The following is a 19,204-nucleotide window of genomic DNA, read 5'->3' as shown; positions in this document are numbered from 1 at the left end:
TGGGCGACCGCAGGTGAGCGGGTAAAGAGCAGTTTGATCAATGGCTAGTATGCCGGTATTTTGATGCCGATACTGTGCATGGGGTTGTTTTGCAGGTTTTGATGAGGCGGCCTCGCTGACGAGACGTTACCCGGCCGCCTCGTCAAACTGCGTGCTCGCCTCCAGCCATTGCTCCTCTGCGCGCACCAATGCGTCGGCGGCGTTGGCGCGGGCCTTCGACAATTGCGCGGCCTGCTTGGGATCGCGCGTAAAGATGTCGGGCAGGGCGAGGGCCGTGTCGATCTTGGCGATGATCTCGCTGACGCGGGCGATCTCGGCCTCGGCTTCCGCGATGCGCTTCTTCAGCGAGCCGCGATTATCCGGCCTGGCGCGCTGCGGCTTTTCGCTCGGCGCGCTGCGCTCGCGCGGGCTTTCCGCGTTGCGCGTGGACAGCACCAGGCGGCGATATTCGTCGAGATCGCCGTCGTAATTGGTCACGGTGCGGTCGGCGACGATCCACAGCCGATCGGCGCAGGCCTCGATCAGATAGCGGTCGTGCGAGACCATGATCACCGCGCCGGGAAACTCGTTGATCGCTTCCGCAAGCGCGCCGCGGCTGTCGATATCGAGATGGTTGGTCGGCTCGTCCAGGATGATCATATTGGGGCCGAAGAAGGTCGCTAGCCCCAGCAGCAGCCGCGCCTTCTCGCCGCCCGACAATTTGCCGGCCTTGGTGTCGGCCGCCTTGCCGGAAAAGCCGATCGCGCCGGCGCGGGCGCGGACCTTGGCCTCCGGCGCATCGCCCATCAGCTTGCGGACGTGGTCGTAGGCGGAGGCGTCCTCGTTGAGCTCGTCGAGCTGATGCTGCGCGAAATAAGCGATCGACAGCTTGTCCGCGCGGGTCACTTTTCCGGAGAAGGGCGCGAGGCGGCCGGCGAGCAGTTTCACCAGTGTCGACTTGCCGTTGCCGTTGGCGCCCAGCAACGCGATGCGATCGTCGTTGTCGATGCGCAGGGTGACGCGGCTCAGCACGGGCGTTGCCGGATCGTAGCCGACCGAGGCGTTGTCGACGGCGATGATCGGCGGCGACAGGATCTTCTCCGGCGCGGGAAAGCTGATCTCGCGCACATCCTCGGTGACCAGCGCCGTGATCGGCTTCAGTCGCTCCAGCATCTTCACGCGAGACTGCGCCTGGCGCGCTTTGGAGGCCTTGGCCTTGAAGCGATCAACGAAGGACTGCAGGCGGGCGCGCTCGGCTTCTTGTCGCTTGACCGCCTTGGCATCGAGCAGTTCGCGCGCGGCGCGCTGCTCCTCGAAGGAGGAGTAGGTGCCCTTGTAGAGCGTGAGCTTGCCGCGCTCCAGATGCAGGATCTGGTCGACCGAGCTTTCCAGCAGGTCGCGGTCGTGGCTGATCACGATCACCGTGCGCGGGTAATGCGCGAGGTGATCCTCCAGCCACAGCGTGCCTTCGAGGTCGAGATAGTTGGTGGGTTCGTCGAGCAGCAGAAGGTCAGGGGCCGCGAACAGCGTCGCAGCGAGTGCGACGCGCATGCGCCAGCCGCCGGAGAACTCGGCGCAGGGGCGGAGCTGATCGGCGGCGGAAAAGCCAAGGCCGGAGAGGATCGCGGCGGCACGGCTCGGCGCCGAATGGGCATCGATGTCGACGAGGCGGGTCTGGATCTCGGCAATCCGGTGCGGATCGGTGGCGTGCTCGGCCTCAGTGAGCAGCGCATCGCGCTCGAGGTCGGCCTTGAGCACGACCGAGATCAGGCTTTCGGGTCCGTTCGGCGCTTCCTGCGCGAGGCTGCCGATGCGCCAGCGCGGCGGTAGGGTCACCGTGCCGTGCTCGGCGGCAAGCTCGCTGCGGATCACCTTGAACAGCGTCGACTTGCCGGTGCCGTTGCGCCCGACCAGGCCGACACGTGAGCCGGGCGTGATCTGCACGGAACTCTGGTCGATCAAAAGGCGTCCGGCGAGGCGGATGGAGAGGTCGGTGATGGCAAGCATGCGGCCTTGTCACCGCAAGGCGCGTCGAACGCAACCCGTTTTTCCGTCAGTGCGGCTCGCGCTCGCGCCGCCGCAGCTCGTTCAGGAGCTGCTCGAGATGTGTCGGGAGGCGAGGTTCGGGCCGGAGGCTCTGCTGGAGCCGCTCGCCCACGGCATCGCAAATCGAGCGGCTGGTGCGCCGGTCAATCTGTTCGCTGTCATCGGCAAAAGGCCCAGCCATCGCAAGGTTCCGTGTTTTCAAAGCAAGACACGGTACCAAGTCATTGCCGGCCAAATGGTTTCGCTGACCGTGGGGAATGCAAGGCATTCTCGCAAAAATTGTATGAACTGCGCCTTATCCGCTCAAGGCAAAGCCCCGGCGAGGGGAGCGCCGGGGCTTCTCTTGGAAGGCACCTGGGGGGCTTAGGTACCCTCATGAAGGTGCTGACGGGCTCAGTAGCAGCGGTTGATCAGCCGCCAGCGGGGTCCCCAGGGGGTCGGGACCAGCCGGCGCACATAGCAGCCGCCATAACCGTAGGAGACGGGGGCGGAGAAGCGCGGGCCACCCCAGCCGTAGCCGTGGTGCCAGCCGCCGCCGTGCCAGCCCCACCCGCCGCCACGCCAATGGGCGGATGCAGAGGTCGGTGCCAGCGCGGCACCCAGCGCAACCGCGGCGACAGCGGCAAGCGAAAGTTTCCTCAACATGGTGATCTCCTAAAGACTGCCGGCGCGGGGGCGATCCGCGTCGATGGAAAGGTCGCCGAAACGGTCCGCCTGATGGCCAGGCTTCGGTTTCGATGGACCCGACCTTACGCCGGCGAAGCTGAACCGAACCCTGACGGCGGTTTCAGATTGGGTTCATCTGGGTGAAATTGTTGTCATCCAAGCTGAAATCGGCAGCCGGTCCCTGCGGCGAAGCGCCTGTGAAGCCGTTTCGGCGGTCGCTTGCCGTCCGGCAAAGGCGCCGATATAAGCCCCCGCAAGTCCGAACCACCGCTTTCTCCCCAAGGACAAGATTATGGCCATCGAACGCACTTTCTCGATCATCAAGCCCGACGCGACCGAGCGCAACCTGACCGGTGCGGTCAACGCCGTGATCGAGAAGGCGGGCCTGCGCATCGTCGCGCAGAAGCGTATCCGCATGACCAAGGAGCAGGCCGAGACCTTCTATGCCGTCCACAAGGCGCGCCCGTTCTTCGGCGAGCTCGTGGACTTCATGACCTCCGGTCCGGTCGTGGTTCAGGTTCTGGAAGGCGAGGGCGCGATCGCCAGGTACCGCGAGGTGATGGGCGCGACCGATCCGGCCAAGGCGGTCGAGGGCACCGTGCGCAAGCTCTACGCCAAGTCGATCGGCGAGAACTCGGTGCACGGCTCGGATGCGCCGGAGACCGCCGCGGTCGAGATTGCGCAGTTCTTCTCGGGCAACGAGATCGTCGGCTGATCCATCAGCCTTTAGCTTAGGACGACGGGGCGAAAGGACGTATTGTGAGCTGGCTCTGGCAGATCTTCGATCCCGCTACGATCGGGGCGTTCTTCACCCAGTTTCGCAACGAGATGGCCGAACCGACCTTCTGGATAGCGGTCGGCAAGATCATCTGGATCAACATCCTGCTCTCCGGCGACAACGCGCTGGTGATCGCGCTCGCCTGTCGCGGCCTCTCGCCGCGGCATCGGCTCTGGGGCATGATCTTCGGTGCGGGCGCAGCGGTGACGCTGCGCATCATCTTCACCGGCATCGTCGCCACCCTGATGGGGTTGCCGTACCTCAAGCTCGTCGGCGGTCTCGCACTGATCGTGATCGCGGCCAAGCTCCTGGTGCCGGAGAACGAGAACGAGGACGACGTCGACGCCGCCTCGCATCTGTGGCATGCGATCCAGATCGTCGTGGTCGCCGACATCGTCATGAGTCTCGACAACGTCATCGCGGTCGCCGCCGCGGCCAATGGCAGCGTGCCGCTCCTGATCCTCGGCCTCGCCATCAGCGTGCCGTTGATCGTCGCCGGTGCGGCGCTGATCATGGCGTTGCTCACAAAGCTGCCGGTGCTGGTCTGGGCCGGTGCGGCGCTGCTCGGCTGGATCGCAGGCGAGGTGATCGCGACCGATCCCGGCGTTGCGCCGGGGCTGCACGCGCTGTTCGATGGCCCGCTCGGGACCTCGCTGGACAGCATGCTCGGCGCGCTGCGCATCCCGCCGCAGTTCGGCCATGGCGGCGGAGGCGGCGAATATCTCTGCGCCGTGCTCGGCGTGGCGGTCGTGCTGGCGGTCGGCTCCATATGGCGCCGACGCAGCCTGATCCAGGCAGCGCTGGAATCCTCCGAAAGTCACGCCAAGGTCTCGGCAGAGTGATTTCCACGGCAGCCGGTGCCTGCATCGGTTGCGAACCCGGGGGAAGTCGCGCGGGGGTAGTCAGGCCGGCGTAGCGCTTCGCATTCTCCCCATACTTAGATCTTGTCTTATTCTAAACTACTGAAAATAAAGGCACTTTGGTTGACTCGGTGACGGTTCCCGCGGCACGTCGCTCCGGTATCGATCTTATCAAGCCGGAAGCTGCTGCGAGATGCCGTCGAGAGTCATTTGCCGTCCCATTGCTATTCTGGCGTCCACCGTCAAAGCGCTTCCGAGGTTCTCCAGCCCGACCGCATTCGCGGCCTCCGTAGTCTCCATTGCCTTGTTCAGCGACGGCCTCCTGCACGGCACCAACGCGCAAGGCGCCGGGACGGGGACGGAGCAGGGAGCTACGTTGCCGGCAGTGACCGTCACCGCGGATGCACCAAAGCCGCGCGCGCGTCCACGATCCAACCCCGGCCGAAGGGCGGGCCGTCAAGCTGCGCCCGCGAATGAGCGGGCCAGGATGCAGGCCGAAGCGACCCCCGCTGCTGCGAGGCCCGGCGCACTGCCGCCGGCCTACGCCGGCGGGCAAGTGGCCCGCGGCGGGCAGATCGGCTTGCTGGGCAACAAGGATTTCATGGATACGCCGTTCAACGTCACAAGCTACACGGCGAAGAAGATTGAGGATCAACAGGCCGTCACGGTAGCGGACGTCGTCAGCAACGATCCTTCCGTCCGTTTCACCGGCCAGACCGGCGGCATCCTCGATTCTTTCTTCATCCGCGGCTTTCCGATCGGCGAGGGAAATGTCGGCGAAATTGCCTTCAACGGTGTCTATGGCGTTGCGCCGAACTACCGTGTGTTCACCGATTACGTCGAGCGCATCGAGATCATCAAGGGCCCGACGGCGCTGCTTTACGGCATGGCGCCGAACAGCAGCGTCGGCGGCACCATCAACATCGTGCCGAAGCGTGCAGGCGATGTCGACCTCACGCGGGTGACGACCGACTACGCGACGGGCTCCCAGCTCGGTACCCATGTCGACGTGAGCCGACGGTTCGGCGAGAACCGCGAATTCGGCATTCGCGTCAACGGCAGCTATCACAATGGCGATACGCCGCTGGATAACCAGACCCGGGAGGCGCATGTCGGCTCCGCGGCGTTCGACTACCGCGGCGAGAAGTTCAGAGCTTCGCTCGACTTCATTGACCAGGAAGAGAAGTTCGACGCGCCGACGAGGCCGTTCCTGGTCGCAACCGGCGTGGCCGTCCCGACCGCTCCGGTCGGGCGGCGCAACGTCACGCAGGCCTGGGAATGGGCCAAGGTTCACGACAACTCGCTGCTGGCACGCGGCGAATACGATGTGACGGATTCCATAACGGTGTTCGCCGACGCCGGCGGCGGCAGGACCCAGGTCGATCGTCTGTTCGGCACGCCGACGATCCTGAACGCGGCGGGAAACACCACGTCGACGCCCGGACACTTCAAATTCGACATCGACAGGAACGTGGCCGACGCCGGCGTGCGCGCCCGGTTCGACACCGCAGCGATCAGTCACGCCGTGACCTTCCAGGGCAGCTACTACACGGACGAGATTTCGCGCGGCTCGGTGAACGGCACGCCGGTGCTGTCCAACATCTATGCGCCGATCGCCCGACCCCAGCAACTCGTTCCGGCACCCGCGACCGTGCCGAAGCTGTCGGACACCGAATTGACCGGCCTTGCGCTGGCCGACACCATGTCGGTTTTCCAGGAGCGTCTTCAGCTGACTGTCGGCGTCAGGCAACAGGGCGTCAAGTCGAACAACTACAACACCACCACAGGAGCCGTGACCTCCGCCTACGATCAGACGGCGTACACGCCGATGGTCGGCGTGGTCGTCAAGCCCTGGAACAACGTTTCGTTGTACGCCAACTACATCGAAGGGCTCAGCAAAGGCGACACCGCACCGACGATGGCCGCCAATCAAGGCGAGGTCCTTGCGCCGTATTTCAGCAAGCAGAAGGAAGCAGGCGTCAAGGTCGATCTCGGCATGCTCGCGACCACGATCAGTCTGTTCGAGATCACCAAGCCGTCGGGACAGCGGGGGGCCGACAACGTCTTCCGGGCCGACGCCGAGCAGCGCAATCGCGGCGTGGAGTTCACTGTGTTCGGAGAAGTGCAGCCGGGCATTCGCGTTCTCGGCGGCGTGACGTTGCTCGACGCGGAGCTGACCAAGACGAGCACGCTGGCCGAACTCGGCAAGACACCGATCGGAGTGCCCCAGGTGCAGGCCAATCTGTCCGTCGAATGGGACACTCCGTTCGTACCTGGACTGACGCTGGTCGCAAACACCATCTATACCGGGCACCAATATCTGGATCGGGCAAACACGCAGGTGATTCCCGCCTGGACGAGGCTTGATCTGGGCGCGCGCTACAACACGCGCATCAATGATCGGCCCGTCACCGTTCGCGCCCTGGTTCAGAACGTGTTCGATACCAATTACTGGGCAGGCGTGGCGAGCTTCTCCGCATTGGCGCAAGGCGCGCCGCGAACCCTGCTGTTGTCGATGTCGACGGATTTTTGAGGGGGCCTCAATCGATCGTGCCGAATTCCGTCACGGGCATCGTCCAATAGGCGAGCTTGGTTCCGGCAAACGAAACCCGCAGCCGGTCGAGCAGGCTGCTGGCGTCTCTCTCCGCCAGGATCATCTGCACGGCGGTCTGATCGGCGTGGCCCTTCACGCGTTCGGCGGCCGTCTGCAATCGAACGTCTGCGCCATGACCGGCTCCGTGCGACGCCGTGAATCCCGAAACGAGGTCGCTCTGCTCGGTGAGATAGTCGAGCACCTCGTCGCGGAACTGATCCGGCACGATCAGCGTGAGACAGACCGGCTGATCGGTCATTTCGCCACCCTCGACGTTCCGCCATAGCGGCGATACAAGATTGGCAGGAGAATCAGAGTGAGCAGGGTGGAGGACAACAGCCCTCCGATCACGACGATTGCGAGTGGTCGCTGCACTTCGGATCCTGGGCCGGAGGCGAACAGCAGCGGGATCAAGCCCAGCGCCGTGATGCTCGCGGTCATCAGCACGGGCCGCAGCCTGCGCATGGCGCCTTCGACGACGATCCGATCCTCGGGAAGGCCGTGGGCGCGGAGCTGATTGAAGTAGGACACCAGCACGACGCCGTTGAGCACGGCGATGCCGAGCAGTGCGATGAATCCGACTGAGGCCGGCACCGACAGGTATTCACCCGTCAGGACCAGGGCGAAGACACCCCCGACCAGGGCGAAGGGAATGTTGACCAGCACCAGCAGGGCCTGGCGGATCGCGCCGAACGTGGTGAAGAGCAGCAGGAAGATGAGACCGATCGCGACCGGCACAACGATGGACAGGCGTGCGGCGGCGCGTTGCTGGTTCTCGAACTGCCCGCCCCATGTCAGCCGGTAGCCATTTGGGAGCGGAAGTTCGGTCGCAACCTTCTGCCGGGCCGCTTCGACGAAGCCGACCATGTCGCGGCCGCGGATGTTGGCGCGAACGACGCTCATGCGCGCGCCATCTTCGCGGTCGATCTTCACCGGACCATCCACGCGCTGAATCCGCGCGACCTGCGACAGCGCGACATGCTGCCCGGAAGCGAGCGTCAATGGCAGGCTCGCCAGCAGCGTCGGCGCCGCCCTGGTCGTCTCGCTGCCGCGGACGAGAATCGGTGTTCGGCGACCTTCCTCGAGCGCCGTCCCGATCGTTCGGCCCTCGATCTGGGCACGGAGCGAGTTTACGATGGAATCCACCGTCAGGCCGAGACGGCCGGCCTCCATACGATTGACCGCAACCGTGTAATATTGAGCGCCCTCGTTCAGCGTGGTGTAGACGTCCTCAGCCCCGTCGATCCTGGACAGGATGGCCGACAGCCTGGCCGCGGTTTCGTTCAGCCTGGCGATGTCGGGGCCGAAGATCTTCACCGCGACGTCGCCACGCACGCCGCTGATCATCTCCTGCACGCGCATGTCGATGGGTTGGGTGAAGCTGAGCGAGATGCCGGGAAAGCCGGTCAGGATCTCGCGGAGCTTCTGCAGCAGAGCCTCGCGATTGTAGGTCTGCCTCTCGGCGGCTGGCTTGAGCACGAGGAACGTGTCGGTCTGGTTGGGCCCCATGGGATCGAGGCCGAGTTCGTCCGACCCGGTCCGCGCGACGATGCCCGCGATATCCGGTACGGCCAGAAGTGCTTTCTGGAGCCTCGCATTCATCGCAAGCGACTCGTCGAGGTTGACGGAAGGCAACGTCTCTACGCTGACGATGACGTCGCCTTCGTCCATCGTCGGCATGAAGGTCTTGCCGAGCTCGGTATAGGCGAATCCCGCGGCGAGCAGGCCGATCAGTGCCGCAGCCATCACCTTGCGCTCGTTCTTCAGGGCCCAGTCCAATGCAGGCGCGTAGACCCGTTGCGCCGCACGGACCAGAATGGGATCGCGATGCGAGGCGGACTTCAGCACATAGGAGGTCATGACCGGGACCACGGTGAGCGCCAGCAGCAGTGAACCGGCGAGCGCGAAGATGATGGCCAGCGCGACCGGGATGAATAGCTTCCCCTCCAATCCCTGCAGCGTCAGCAGGGGTATGAACACGATGATGATGATGAGGACGCCTGAGGCGACCGGTTCCAGGACTTCGCAAACCGAACGGTACACCAGGTGGATCAGCGGAGCAGCTTTGCTCGGTTCGTGCTTGCCGAGGTTGCCGACGATGTTCTCGACCACGACGACCAGCGCGTCGATCAACATGCCGATCGCGATCGCAAGTCCGCCGAGGCTCATCAGGTTGGCCGACATTCCGGTCATGCGCATGACGATCAATGCGATGACGATGGCCAGCGGCAGGGTGAGAGCGATCACCAGCGAGGCCCGCCAGTTGCCGAGGAAAAGCAGCAGGAGAACGATGACAAGGGCGGTGGCCTCGCCGAGCGCTCGCACCACGGTGCCGACGGCGCGGTTGACCAGGCGGCTGCGGTCGTAAAACACGTTGATGGAGACGCTTTTCGGCAGCGAGGGTTGCAGCTCGGCGAGCCGGGCGCGCACGTCTCGGACGAGCTGCCCGGCGTTGGCGCCGCGCAAGCCCAGGACGAGCCCCTCGACGGTCTCGCCGCTGCCGTCCGACGTGACTGCGCCATAGCGGGTCAGCGTCCCGACTTTGACGCTCGCCACGTCGTTCACCAGGATCGGCACGCCTTCGCGGGTGTCGACGACGATGGCCTTGATGTCTTCGATCGATCGGATGTTGCCCTCGATCCGGACCAAGGCACTGTCCTCGCCCTGGTTCACGCGTCCGGCGCCGTCATTGCGGCTGTTGGCTTCGATGGCGCGGCGAAACAGGTCGTAGGAAATGCCGCGCGCGGCAAGCGCATCGTTGCGCGGCACGATCTCGAAGGCGCGGACGCAACCGCCGAGCGCATTGACGTCCGCAACGCCGGCGACCGTCCGCAGCGCGGGACGGATCACCCAATCAAGCAAAGTCCGGCGCTCGGCGAGCGAAAGCTCGGGACTGTCGATCGTGAACATGAACATCTCGCCGAGGGGGCTCGTGATCGGCGCAAGGCCTCCGCTCACCCCGTCGGGGAAATCACGCGCGATGTTCGACAGCCGCTCCGATACCTGGTTGCGTGCCCAGTAGATGTCAGTGCCGTCCTCGAAGTCGACGGTGATGTCGGCCAGGGCATATTTCGTGGTCGAACGAAGGACCTTCTTGTTTGGCAATCCAAGCAGTTCGAGCTCGACGGGGACCGTGATGCGCTGCTCGACCTCTTCCGGCGTCAGGCCCGGCGCCCTCATGATGATCTTGACCTGGACCGGTGAGACGTCGGGAAACGCGTCGATCGGCAGGCCGGGCAGGAGCACGGCGCCGGCACCGACCAGCAGCAACACACCCAGCAGAACGAACAGTCGCTGCGAAAGCGCGAACGCGACCAGGCGCCGGAGCATCTATTGCCCCAGTCCCGAGAGAATGCCGCGAAGCGCCGAGATGCCGCCGATCGCGATCTGGTCCTGATCTGTGATGGGACCGGCCACCACGACATGGTCCTGATCTTCCGCAACCAGCTTGACCGGGACCAGCCGGAAGCCCCCGGCTACGGCAACGAACACCGAGGTCTGCTCGCCCCGCCGCACCAGCCCGGTGTAGGGAATCTCCCACGCGCTTTCGCCGGCGGAGAGAAAGCCGATGCGGGCAGCGGCGGTCTGACCGGGATGCAGCTCTCCGTCGTTGGGGATTTCCGCGCGAACCAAGATAGTCTGGGTGGCAGGGTCGATGGTCTCGGAGACCAGCACGACCGTGCCGGGGGTGGCATAGCCCTCGATATCGATTTTCGCGCCGGTGCGGATCGCTCGAATATTGGAGGCAGGCACAGCTATTTCGGCCCATAATGGTGAGAGCCGCGCCAGCTTGACGAGCGGGGCGGATTGTTCGAGCCGTTGTCCCGGCGACACCGCGACTTCGACCACGGACGCGGTTTGCGGCGCATTGACCGTGAGCGTGCCGCTGATTGCCGCTTCCTGGGCCAGCCGGGAGATGGCATCGTCGGACATCCCGCTCAGATGCAGCATCTGACGCCGCTCGGCGACCACGAGAGCGGCCTGGCGTGCTTCGGCCTGGCTGGCCTCCAGCACCCGCTGCGGCACGGCCTTGCCCTCGAACAGATCGATGTTCCGCTTGAGCTGCTGGCTGGCGAGAAGCTCCTGTGCGATCGCTTGCAAATAGTCGCGCTGCTGGGAGACGAAGCTTGGACTCTCCAGGGTGACCAGCGGCTGGCCGACCGAGGCGCGGTCACCGCGCCCGACGTGGAGATTGGCGACCATGCCGGCCACAGGCGCGCTGACGACCCACAATTGCTGCGTGGGGATCACGATCTGGACGGAATAGGGCAGCGTCAGATCGGTCCGGATCGCGACCGGATGGGTCACGCGCACGCCGAGATTCCGCGCCTGCGCATCGCTCAACTTCAGTTCCTGTGCATTCGGCGCCGAAGGCCAAAAGCTCAACGCAAGCGCAAGGAGAACGCGGGCAGCCACGTTCCGAGAAAGGCTCGGAAGGAATTTCCAATGTTGGAATTGCATGGTGGATAAGGCCCGAAACGCCGCGTCTTGTAGCTCGCTTACGCCAGGGCGAGCCCGATGAGTTGATGTGCATCAATCGCGGCTCGCCTGCGGAGCATATTTTGAATGGCGTGTCGAAATCGATCCGACTGTGGGCCGCGCCGGATTCCGGGCGTGCGGGACGAGGCGGCGTTCTGGAGTGTACAGGAGCAAGGTCGTGAACTTGAGCAAACTCATTTGCACGCTGCTAAGCGGTGTCATTGCGTCGCTCGCTCTTGTGCAGCCAGCGCTTCTCCATAGCGGGACGGCGCAAGATCCCTGGAGCCCTGCGCACCTTGACATGCTCCCGGCCGAGATCCGTGCGGACGTGCGGAAATGGGACGCTGCCTGCGGAGGCTCGATAGCTGCCGCTCAACACTTTGCCCTCTATCTGACCGTGCCGGGCGCCGAGTTCGTGACTCTGCATTTCGACGATTTTCGTTGCCGCAACAGCGCCGTTCTCTGCAATTCCGCGGGCTGCCTGCACCAGGTGTATGTCGCGACGGCCGGCCGATACCGTCGTGTGCTCGCCGTGCGCGCATACGACGTCCGCCTATCGTCTTCCAACGATCAGGCGTTCGTCGAACTCATGGATGTGAATGGAAACCGCCGGACGTTGCGCTGGAATGGAAGCCGATTCGTCGCGAAGTAGATGTCAGGGCGGACGCGCATCGTCTGTACCCGATCGCGCAGTGCCTCACCGTCTCACGATGGAGCCGGCGCGGCCGATCAGGCGGGCGAGCTGCTTGAAGCGGCTGCCGACGCGGTCGGCGACGAGGTCGCCGAGCCGGTGCTCGAACACCAGCATCAGTTTGCGGCTCTGGCTGCGGAAATGCGTGGCTGGCAAGACGCCCGGACGCGCCGCCGAGATCAGATGCGCGACGCGAAACGCTGCGCCCAACAGGCGTGCGCGTTCGAGCTGGGCCGGCGTCAGCAGCTCCTGCATGGTGGCCGGCGGCTGGTTTTCCTCGCTGAGGCCGGCATAGCGATAGAACACCGATAGTCCGACGAAGGCGCGTTCGGTGTGGGTGATCGCGCCGAAATTGCCGTTGACGACGAGGCTGAGCGTCTGCTCGCCGCGGTGATCGGGATGCACGCGCCAGCCGATGTCGGAGAGCAGGCACGCGGTGTGGCGCAGGCGGCGGTCCTCTTCGGTCTCGCGCAGCTTCACGACGCGCACCAGGCGGTCGGTCCAGGCGATCAGCTCGCGGGCGTGTTTCGCCGAGCGTGACAGCAACTGGTTCAGTTCCTCGGCCGCGCAGATCAGCCCGTCCTTGTTGCGCTCGGTCTCCGGCAGCTTCTCGTGCAACAGGCCCTCCCGCACGCCGAAGGTCGAGAACACGATGTTCCTGGGTTTTGCAACGCGGATGATGTGCTCGAGCACCAGCGCCGCATAGGTGAGGAGCGGGCGCCGCGCATCGGCGACGATCTCGATGTCGGCGAGCATGTCGGCGGCCGCGAGGCGCCGGAGACGGCGGGAGAAGTCGAGCGCCTCGGCGGCCGAAATCGAATAGCCGTGCATCACCTGGAGCGGATAGCCGCTCTGGATGATGTGGATGCGCGCGAGCGCGCGCCAGGTGCCGCCGACGGCATAAAAGGTGCGGCCGCGGCCCGCGGTGAGCTGCGGCACCTCGTCGAGCTCCTCGCGCACGATGCGATCGGCGCGCTTGAGCGATTTGTGCGCGAGGTCCTGGAGCGCGAGCCCGCCGAGCGGCAGCGTCACGCCGCTGCGTACGGCGTTCTTGCGCACGTCGATCAGCTCGAGCGAGCCGCCGCCGAGGTCACCGACGATGCCGTCGGGAAGGTGGATGCCGGAGATCACGCCGAGTGCCGACAGCCGCGCCTCGCGCGGGCCCGACAGGATCTCGATGTTGACGGCGCAGATGCGCTCGGCCTTGGCGATGAAATCGGGGCCGTTGGAGGCGTCGCGGCAGGCCGCGGTCGCAATCGCGAACACGCGCCCGACCTGCATTACGCGGCACAGCGCGCGGAAGCGCTTGAGCGAGGTCAGCGCCTTGTCGACGGCATCGGGCGCGAGCAGGCCCGTGCTCTGCACCTCGCGTCCGAGGCCGCACAGCGTCTTCTCGTTGAAGATCGGGATGAGGCTCCGCGACAGTCTCTCGTAGACGACGAGACGGACCGAGTTGGAGCCGATGTCGATAACCGCGACGCTCGAGCCGCGCTTGCGCGGCCGCTTCACGTCGCAAATCCCCGATCAGGATGGATGGCGTTCGTTCCGGCGCGTGAGACGACGCGGCGAGGATTCCTTGAGCGACTTTCCACGGCCAGACAGACTCGGATTTGTCATGAAGTAGTTGTGGACGTTGAAAGGCTCCTCGCCCTTCGCGGCCTTCATACGCGTTGAAGACCCATCCGGCAACAACTGCCAGCTCTGCTCATTGTCCTTCAGGTTCGCGACCATGATCTGTTCGAGAACCTGCTGATGCACCGTCGGATTTTGCAACGGACACAGCACCTCGACGCGGCGGTCGAGGTTGCGCGGCATCATGTCGGCGGACGAGATATACACAGCCGCTTTTGCGCCTGGCAGGCCCTGGCCCATGCCGAAGCAGTAAATTCGGCCGTGTTCCAGGAAACGTCCGATGATCGACTTGACCCTGATATTCTCCGACAGGCCGGGAATGCCCGGCCTGAGGCAGCAGATGCCGCGCACCACGAGCTCGACCTGGACGCCGGCCTGGGAGGCCTCGTAGAGCGCATCGATGATGTCGGGGTCAACCAGCGCGTTCATCTTCATCCAGACTGCGCCGGGCCGGCCGTGCCGCGCATGCGCGGTCTCGCCTTGAATGTGCTCGATGATGCGCTTGCGCAAGGTCAGCGGCGACACCGCCATCTTTTCCAGGTCGCTCGGCGCGGCATAGCCGGTGATGAAATTGAACACGCGCGCGGCATCGCGGCCGATGGTCGGATCGGAGGTGAAGTAGGAGAGGTCGGTGTAGATGCGCGCGGTGACCGGGTGATAGTTGCCGGTGCCGGTATGGACGTAAGTCGTGAGGCTGCCGCCCTCGCGGCGTACCACCATCGAGAGTTTCGCGTGCGTCTTCAATTCGAGGAAGCCGTAGACGACCTGCACGCCGGCACGTTCGAGATCGCGCGCCCAGCGGATGTTGGCTTCTTCGTCGAATCGCGCCTTCAGCTCGATCAACGCCGTGACGGACTTGCCGGCTTCGGCCGCTTCGGCGAGCGCGCGCACGATCGGTGAGTTGTTGGAGGTGCGGTAGAGCGTCTGCTTGATCGCGACGACATCGGGATCGCGCGTGGCCTGCTGCAGAAACTGCACCACGACGTCGAAAGATTCATAGGGATGGTGGACGATCAGGTCCTTCTGCCGGATCGCGGCAAAGATGTCGCCGCCATGTTCACGCACGCGTTCGGGATGGCGTGGCACGTAAGGGGTGAATTCGAGATCGGGCCGGTCGAGACGAGTGAGCTGAGAGAGCTCGTTCATCGCCTGCACGCCGTCGACCAGGAAGACCTCATCGTCGGCGGCCGACAGCGCGTGCTGCACGAAGCTGCGCAGCTCCTCCGGCATCTTGGCGTCGATCTCGAGCCGGATCACCGATCCGCGGCGGCGGCGCTTCAGCGCGGTCTCGAACAGGCGGACGAGATCTTCCGCCTCTTCCTCGATTTCGAGCTCGGAATCGCGGATGATCCGGAAGGCGCCCTGGCCGTGCAGATTGTAGCCGGGGAACAGGCGGTTGATGAACAGGGCGGTGGCCTGTTCCAGCGAGATCAGCCGGACGGCCTTGCCGTCGGCCGGCAGGCGGATGAAGCGGTCGATCTTGCCCGGCATGCGGATCAGCGCGTTCATCTGCTTGCCGTCGGCGGCGCGCGTGAGCTGCAGCGCGATGGTGAAGCCGAGGCTCGGAATGAACGGGAACGGATGCGCCGGATCAATCGCCAGCGGCGTGAGCAGCGGGAATACGTTGTTGAGGAAGTAGTCCTCGACCCAGGTCCGTTCCGCCTTGGTGACGTCCTTGCCGTCCACCAGCACGATACCGACGTCGGCCAGCGTGCCGCGCAGGTCGCGCCAGATCGCCTGCTGGTCGGAGGCGAGCTGGGAGACGGTGCGGTTGATCAGTGCGAGCTGCTCCGACGGAGTCAGGCCGTCGGGACTGCGTTCGGCGATGCCCTCGCGCACCTGGGCCTTGATGCCGGCGACGCGGACCATGAAGAACTCGTCGAGGTTATTCGCCGAAATCGACAGGAATCGCACCCGCTCCAGCACGGGGTGGTTGGGATTGACCGATTCCTCCAGGACGCGGCGGTTGAAATGCAGCCAGGACAGTTCGCGGTTGATGAACCGCTCCGGGCTGGATGCGATCGCCGGCAGGCTCTCGGTTTCCGGGGCTTTCTCTTTAGTTTCAACAGCTTGCGCAGAGTCCATCAAAAGTCGATCCATCCAGTTCACCCCAATTGCGACTGACGCGCAAAATCGGCGGGAGCATGTGTTAGAGCGATGACGTTTCGATGACATTGATGTTCCGCCGCTCCGCCGCGTCAAGCGGGCTTCGGGGGGCCTGCGAGCCGGTTCAGGCGTCCCGGAGGAGCTCGGCGGCCAGCGCCCGGGTGACGGGCCGGCCGAGCCGCAGGGCTTCGCTGTCGAGCAGCTCCACGGCGTGCCGGGCGGCCGCCGAGGACCGCTCCAGGCGGGTGGCGAGGTAGCCGACCACGCTCTCGTCCACGGTGAGCTGGCGGTCGGCGCAGAATTTGACGATCAGGCCGCGGAAGAGCTGGTCGTCGGGGGGCAGCAGCGCGACCACCGGAACGGCCCGCAGGCGCGAGCGCAGGTCGCGAAGCTCTATCTCCAGCGAGGCCGGCGCCTCGCGTCCGGTGAAGAGGACGTAGGCGCCGTCCTCGCGGGCGAGGTTCATCAGGTGAAACAGGGCGCGCTCGTCAAAATCCTTTGCCTTGAGATCCTCGACCACCAGCGCGCCGGTGGCGAGCGCGCCTGGAACGCCAACGGCGGTCAGTGCATTGGCGGCGGTCGAGCGGGCGCCGGCTTCTTCGGCCCAGATTGCGGCGAGATGGCTCTTGCCGCTTCCTTCCGGGCCGGCCAGCCACATGATCCGGTTCGGCCATTCCGGCCAGCTGTCGATCAGGCCGAGGCCGGCCGCATTGGCGGGGCCCTCAAGGAAGTTGTCCCGGCTAAGGCTCTCCGCATGCGGAAGTGCAAACGCCAATTGTCGGGGATGAACGCGGCCTGCCACGCTTGCTTTGCTCCATGCCGGCGCGCCGGCCCGTTGGAAGAGGTTCGACTTGATCGTGCGGGACTTGATCTTGCGGGACTTGATCGTGCGGGACTTGATCTCGCGGGACTTGGCCTTTTGCAGGGCCGCATCCCTCACCTCATTTGGCCTCGATCGTGCTCATGTGCCGCAGCCACTCGACGAGATAGAGCGACACGGAGGAGAGCGTGAAGACCGTGACGAGGCCCATCAGGATTATATCATAGGGTGCCGGCTTGAAGCCGAAGGCAAGCGCCGCCAGCACCAGCGCCGCGAATGCGACTTGCGCCACCGTGTTGAGCTTGGACACCTTCGACGGCTTCATCTCGACCGGCCGGTCGAACAGCCAGGATACGATCACGGCGGCGACGATCATGATGTCGCGCGAGACCACCAGGATCACGATCCAGCGCGGGATCGCGCCCCAGATGCCGAGCGCCATGTAGATCGAGACCAGCAGCGCCTTGTCCGCGAGCGGATCGAGCAGGGCGCCGAGCTCGCTCGTCATGTTGAAGCGCTTGGCCAAAAAGCCGTCCACGGCATCACTGATGCCGGCGATCAGGAAGACGGCGAACGCCACCTCCATTTGGCTCGACACGATGGCCCAGACGATGATCGGGACCAGCATGATGCGGCCCAGTGTAATGATGTTCGGAATACTCACGAAAGCGCTTCCCGGCACCCGGTCTGACCTCGAATCCGGCCCCTCGGGAGGCTGAACCGGTTGATATCTCTACATAGTATAGGGAGGAGCGCCATGCGAGCCATTGCGCGTCCCCGGAATTCGACGTAACCAGCCGCGAACCCACTGGAAATCGGGCATGACCGACCGCAAAAACGGCCTCACTTACGCCGATTCAGGCGTCGATATCGACGCGGGCAACCGATTGGTCGACCTGATCAAGCCGATGGTGCGCGCCACCGCACGTCCGGGCGCGGATGCCGAGATCGGCGGTTTCGGCGGCCTGTTCGATCTCAAGGCGGCGGGCTTCAAGGACCCGGTCCTCGTGGCCGCGACCGACGGTGTCGGCACCAAGGTCAAGATCGCGATCGAAACCGGCCTGCATGGCGGGATCGGCATCGACCTCGTCGCCATGAGCGTCAACGATCTCGTGGTGCAGGGCGCCGAGCCGCTGTTTTTCCTGGATTATTTCGCCTGCGGCAAGCTCGACCCCGAGGCCACCGCCGCGATCGTCGCTGGCGTTGCGGAGGGCTGCCGTGAATCCGGATGCGCCCTGATCGGCGGCGAGACCGCTGAGATGCCCGGCCTCTACAAGGACGGCGATTATGATCTCGGCGGCTTTGCCGTCGGCGCCGCCGAGCGCGGTACGCTGCTGCCGCGCCAGGACATCGCGGCGGGCGATGCCGTGATCGGACTTGCCTCGTCGGGCGTGCATTCCAACGGCTTCTCGTTGGTGCGCAAGATCGTGGAACAATCCGGCCTCGGCTTCGAGGCCCAGGCGCCGTTCGCACCTGTCATGACGCTGGGCGGCGCGCTGCTGACGCCGACGAAGCTCTACGTCAAATCCTGCCTGCGGGCGATCCGCGAGACCGGCGCGGTGAAGGGGCTCGCCCACATCACCGGCGGCGGCTTTACCGACAACATTCCGCGCGTCCTGCCCAAGCACCTCGGCGTCGGCATCGACCTCGCCCGCCTGCCGGTGCTGCCGGTGTTCAAATGGCTGGCGGCCCAGGCCGGCATTGCCGAGCTCGAGATGCTGCGCACCTTCAACTGCGGCATCGGCATGATCGCGATCGTCGAGCCTGACAAGGTCGACAAGGTGATCGAGGTCTTCACCGACGCCGGCGAGACCGTGGCGCAGCTCGGCACCGTGACCCCGGCCGAGGGCGAGCACCGCGTCGTCTATAACGGCCATCTCGATCTGGCGCTGTGATGAAGCGCCGCGTCGCCATCCTGATCTCCGGGCGCGGCTCCAACATGGCCGCGCTGATCAGGGCCGCCGCCGCTCCGGATTTTCCGGCGGAGATATCGCTCGTCATTTCCAATAAGGCCGATGCGCTCGGACTCGAACGTGCCCGGGCGAGCGGCGTGAAGACCGAGGTGATCGAGAGCAAGCCATTCGGCAAGGACCGCGCCGGTTTCGAGAAGGTGCTGCAGGCAGCGCTCGACCGGCACGGCATCGAGCTGATCTGTCTCGGCGGCTTCATGCGCCTGTTCACGGCCGAGTTCACCAAGGCCTGGTACGGGCGGATGCTCAACATCCATCCCTCGCTGCTGCCGTCCTTCCCCGGCCTCGACCCGCACGGCCAAGCCCTGCGCGCCGGCGTCAAACTGTCCGGCGCGACGGTGCACTTCGTCATCCCCGAGACCGACGCCGGCCCGATCGTGATGCAGGGCGCGGTTCCCGTCGGCGACCACGACACGGCGGACACACTGTCTGAGCGCATCCTCGAGGTCGAGCACCGGATCTATCCCGAAGCGCTGCGGCTGCTCGCGACCGACAAGGTCCGCATTGAGGGCGATGTCTGCAAGACGGCGGGCAGCGCAGCGTCGGAGAATTTTTTGGTTGCGCCGGTGGTGGGCTAAAGCGCG

At 65.1% G+C, this 19,204-nt stretch carries 15 protein-coding genes; 6 read left to right on the top strand and 9 right to left on the bottom strand.

Annotated features, from left to right (window positions below):
• Window positions 1-126 precede the first annotated feature (126 nt).
• Both ACVIIV_RS27620 and ACVIIV_RS27615 read right to left on the bottom strand, forming a co-directional pair.
• On the bottom strand, window positions 127-1,986 hold the full coding sequence (locus ACVIIV_RS27620; RefSeq protein WP_456746960.1) for an ABC-F family ATP-binding cassette domain-containing protein: 1,860 nt from the start codon (window positions 1,984-1,986) through the stop codon (window positions 127-129).
• Window positions 1,987-2,418: 432 nt separating this feature from the next.
• Complete coding sequence (locus ACVIIV_RS27615) at window positions 2,419-2,670, bottom strand: sulfur globule protein precursor (protein ID WP_456746959.1); 252 nt, start codon at window positions 2,668-2,670, stop codon at window positions 2,419-2,421.
• 313 nt (window positions 2,671-2,983) lie between these two features.
• Here ACVIIV_RS27615 and ndk point away from each other — a divergent pair, with 313 nt between their 5' ends.
• The 3 genes from ndk to ACVIIV_RS27600 all read left to right on the top strand — a co-directional run bounded on the left by ndk (window position 2,984) and on the right by ACVIIV_RS27600 (window position 6,862).
• A complete protein-coding gene (gene ndk / locus ACVIIV_RS27610) occupies window positions 2,984-3,406 on the top strand; it encodes a nucleoside-diphosphate kinase (protein WP_456746958.1) in 423 nt (140 codons plus the stop codon).
• Window positions 3,407-3,450: 44 nt separating this feature from the next.
• On the top strand, window positions 3,451-4,311 hold the full coding sequence (locus tag ACVIIV_RS27605) for a TerC family protein (protein WP_456746957.1): 861 nt from the start codon (window positions 3,451-3,453) through the stop codon (window positions 4,309-4,311).
• 505 nt (window positions 4,312-4,816) lie between these two features.
• Window positions 4,817-6,862, top strand: coding sequence for a TonB-dependent receptor (locus ACVIIV_RS27600; RefSeq protein WP_456746956.1), 2,046 nt, complete (start codon window positions 4,817-4,819; stop codon window positions 6,860-6,862).
• Window positions 6,863-6,869: 7 nt separating this feature from the next.
• Here ACVIIV_RS27600 and ACVIIV_RS27595 read toward each other — a convergent pair whose 3' ends face one another.
• The 3 genes from ACVIIV_RS27595 to ACVIIV_RS27585 are packed head-to-tail and all read right to left on the bottom strand — an operon-like array spanning window position 6,870 to window position 11,383.
• Entirely contained in the window at window positions 6,870-7,181 is a 312-nt protein-coding gene (locus ACVIIV_RS27595) for a DUF3240 family protein (RefSeq protein ID WP_456746955.1), read from the bottom strand.
• A complete protein-coding gene (locus tag ACVIIV_RS27590) occupies window positions 7,178-10,252 on the bottom strand; it encodes an efflux RND transporter permease subunit (RefSeq protein WP_456746954.1) in 3,075 nt (1,024 codons plus the stop codon). Before ACVIIV_RS27590 ends, ACVIIV_RS27595 begins: the two co-directional genes overlap by 4 nt.
• Window positions 10,253-11,383 carry an efflux RND transporter periplasmic adaptor subunit gene (locus ACVIIV_RS27585; protein WP_456746953.1) on the bottom strand — a complete coding sequence of 377 codons (1,131 nt, stop codon included), beginning with the start codon at window positions 11,381-11,383 and terminating at the stop codon, window positions 10,253-10,255.
• A 202-nt stretch (window positions 11,384-11,585) separates the two neighbouring features.
• Between ACVIIV_RS27585 and ACVIIV_RS27580 the strand changes: the two genes are divergently transcribed.
• Complete coding sequence (locus tag ACVIIV_RS27580; RefSeq protein ID WP_456746952.1) at window positions 11,586-12,053, top strand: hypothetical protein; 468 nt, start codon at window positions 11,586-11,588, stop codon at window positions 12,051-12,053.
• A gap of 45 nt (window positions 12,054-12,098) precedes the next feature.
• Here the strand turns inward: ACVIIV_RS27580 and ppx are convergent, their stop codons facing one another.
• The 4 genes from ppx to ACVIIV_RS27560 all read right to left on the bottom strand — a co-directional run bounded on the left by ppx (window position 12,099) and on the right by ACVIIV_RS27560 (window position 17,314).
• Complete coding sequence (ppx, locus tag ACVIIV_RS27575; RefSeq protein ID WP_456746951.1) at window positions 12,099-13,601, bottom strand: exopolyphosphatase; 1,503 nt, start codon at window positions 13,599-13,601, stop codon at window positions 12,099-12,101.
• A gap of 15 nt (window positions 13,602-13,616) precedes the next feature.
• Window positions 13,617-15,809, bottom strand: coding sequence for an RNA degradosome polyphosphate kinase (locus tag ACVIIV_RS27570; protein WP_456746950.1), 2,193 nt, complete (start codon window positions 15,807-15,809; stop codon window positions 13,617-13,619).
• A gap of 145 nt (window positions 15,810-15,954) precedes the next feature.
• On the bottom strand, window positions 15,955-16,632 hold the full coding sequence (locus tag ACVIIV_RS27565; protein WP_456748844.1) for a chromosomal replication initiator DnaA: 678 nt from the start codon (window positions 16,630-16,632) through the stop codon (window positions 15,955-15,957).
• 139 nt (window positions 16,633-16,771) lie between these two features.
• Entirely contained in the window at window positions 16,772-17,314 is a 543-nt protein-coding gene (locus ACVIIV_RS27560; protein ID WP_025035876.1) for a CDP-alcohol phosphatidyltransferase family protein, read from the bottom strand.
• 157 nt (window positions 17,315-17,471) lie between these two features.
• On the opposite strand from ACVIIV_RS27560, the gene purM reads away from it, so the two are divergent.
• Both purM and purN read left to right on the top strand, forming a co-directional pair.
• Entirely contained in the window at window positions 17,472-18,545 is a 1,074-nt protein-coding gene (gene purM, locus ACVIIV_RS27555) for a phosphoribosylformylglycinamidine cyclo-ligase (protein ID WP_456746949.1), read from the top strand.
• A complete protein-coding gene (gene purN, locus ACVIIV_RS27550; protein WP_456746948.1) occupies window positions 18,545-19,198 on the top strand; it encodes a phosphoribosylglycinamide formyltransferase in 654 nt (217 codons plus the stop codon). The genes purM and purN overlap by 1 nt, the downstream gene beginning before the upstream one ends.
• The last annotated feature ends 6 nt before the right edge of the window (window positions 19,199-19,204 follow it).

This window comes from Bradyrhizobium sp. USDA 4354 (genome assembly GCF_054060315.1).
This window is presented reverse-complemented; position numbering and strand designations above follow the sequence as displayed.

Excerpts from the sequence above, each read along its gene's own strand:
- ACVIIV_RS27585 (WP_456746953.1), bottom strand. The coding sequence starts at position 11,383 with ATGCAATTCCAACATTGGAAATTCCTTCCGAGCCTTTCTCGGAACGTG.
- ACVIIV_RS27570 (WP_456746950.1), bottom strand. The coding sequence starts at position 15,809 with ATGGACTCTGCGCAAGCTGTTGAAACTAAAGAGAAAGCCCCGGAAACC.
- ACVIIV_RS27620 (WP_456746960.1), bottom strand. The coding sequence starts at position 1,986 with ATGCTTGCCATCACCGACCTCTCCATCCGCCTCGCCGGACGCCTTTTG.
- ndk (WP_456746958.1), top strand. The coding sequence starts at position 2,984 with ATGGCCATCGAACGCACTTTCTCGATCATCAAGCCCGACGCGACCGAG.
- ACVIIV_RS27600 (WP_456746956.1), top strand. The coding sequence starts at position 4,817 with ATGCAGGCCGAAGCGACCCCCGCTGCTGCGAGGCCCGGCGCACTGCCG.
- ACVIIV_RS27590 (WP_456746954.1), bottom strand. The coding sequence starts at position 10,252 with ATGCTCCGGCGCCTGGTCGCGTTCGCGCTTTCGCAGCGACTGTTCGTT.
- ACVIIV_RS27595 (WP_456746955.1), bottom strand. The coding sequence starts at position 7,181 with ATGACCGATCAGCCGGTCTGTCTCACGCTGATCGTGCCGGATCAGTTC.
- purN (WP_456746948.1), top strand. The coding sequence starts at position 18,545 with ATGAAGCGCCGCGTCGCCATCCTGATCTCCGGGCGCGGCTCCAACATG.
- purM (WP_456746949.1), top strand. The coding sequence starts at position 17,472 with ATGACCGACCGCAAAAACGGCCTCACTTACGCCGATTCAGGCGTCGAT.
- ACVIIV_RS27615 (WP_456746959.1), bottom strand. The coding sequence starts at position 2,670 with ATGTTGAGGAAACTTTCGCTTGCCGCTGTCGCCGCGGTTGCGCTGGGT.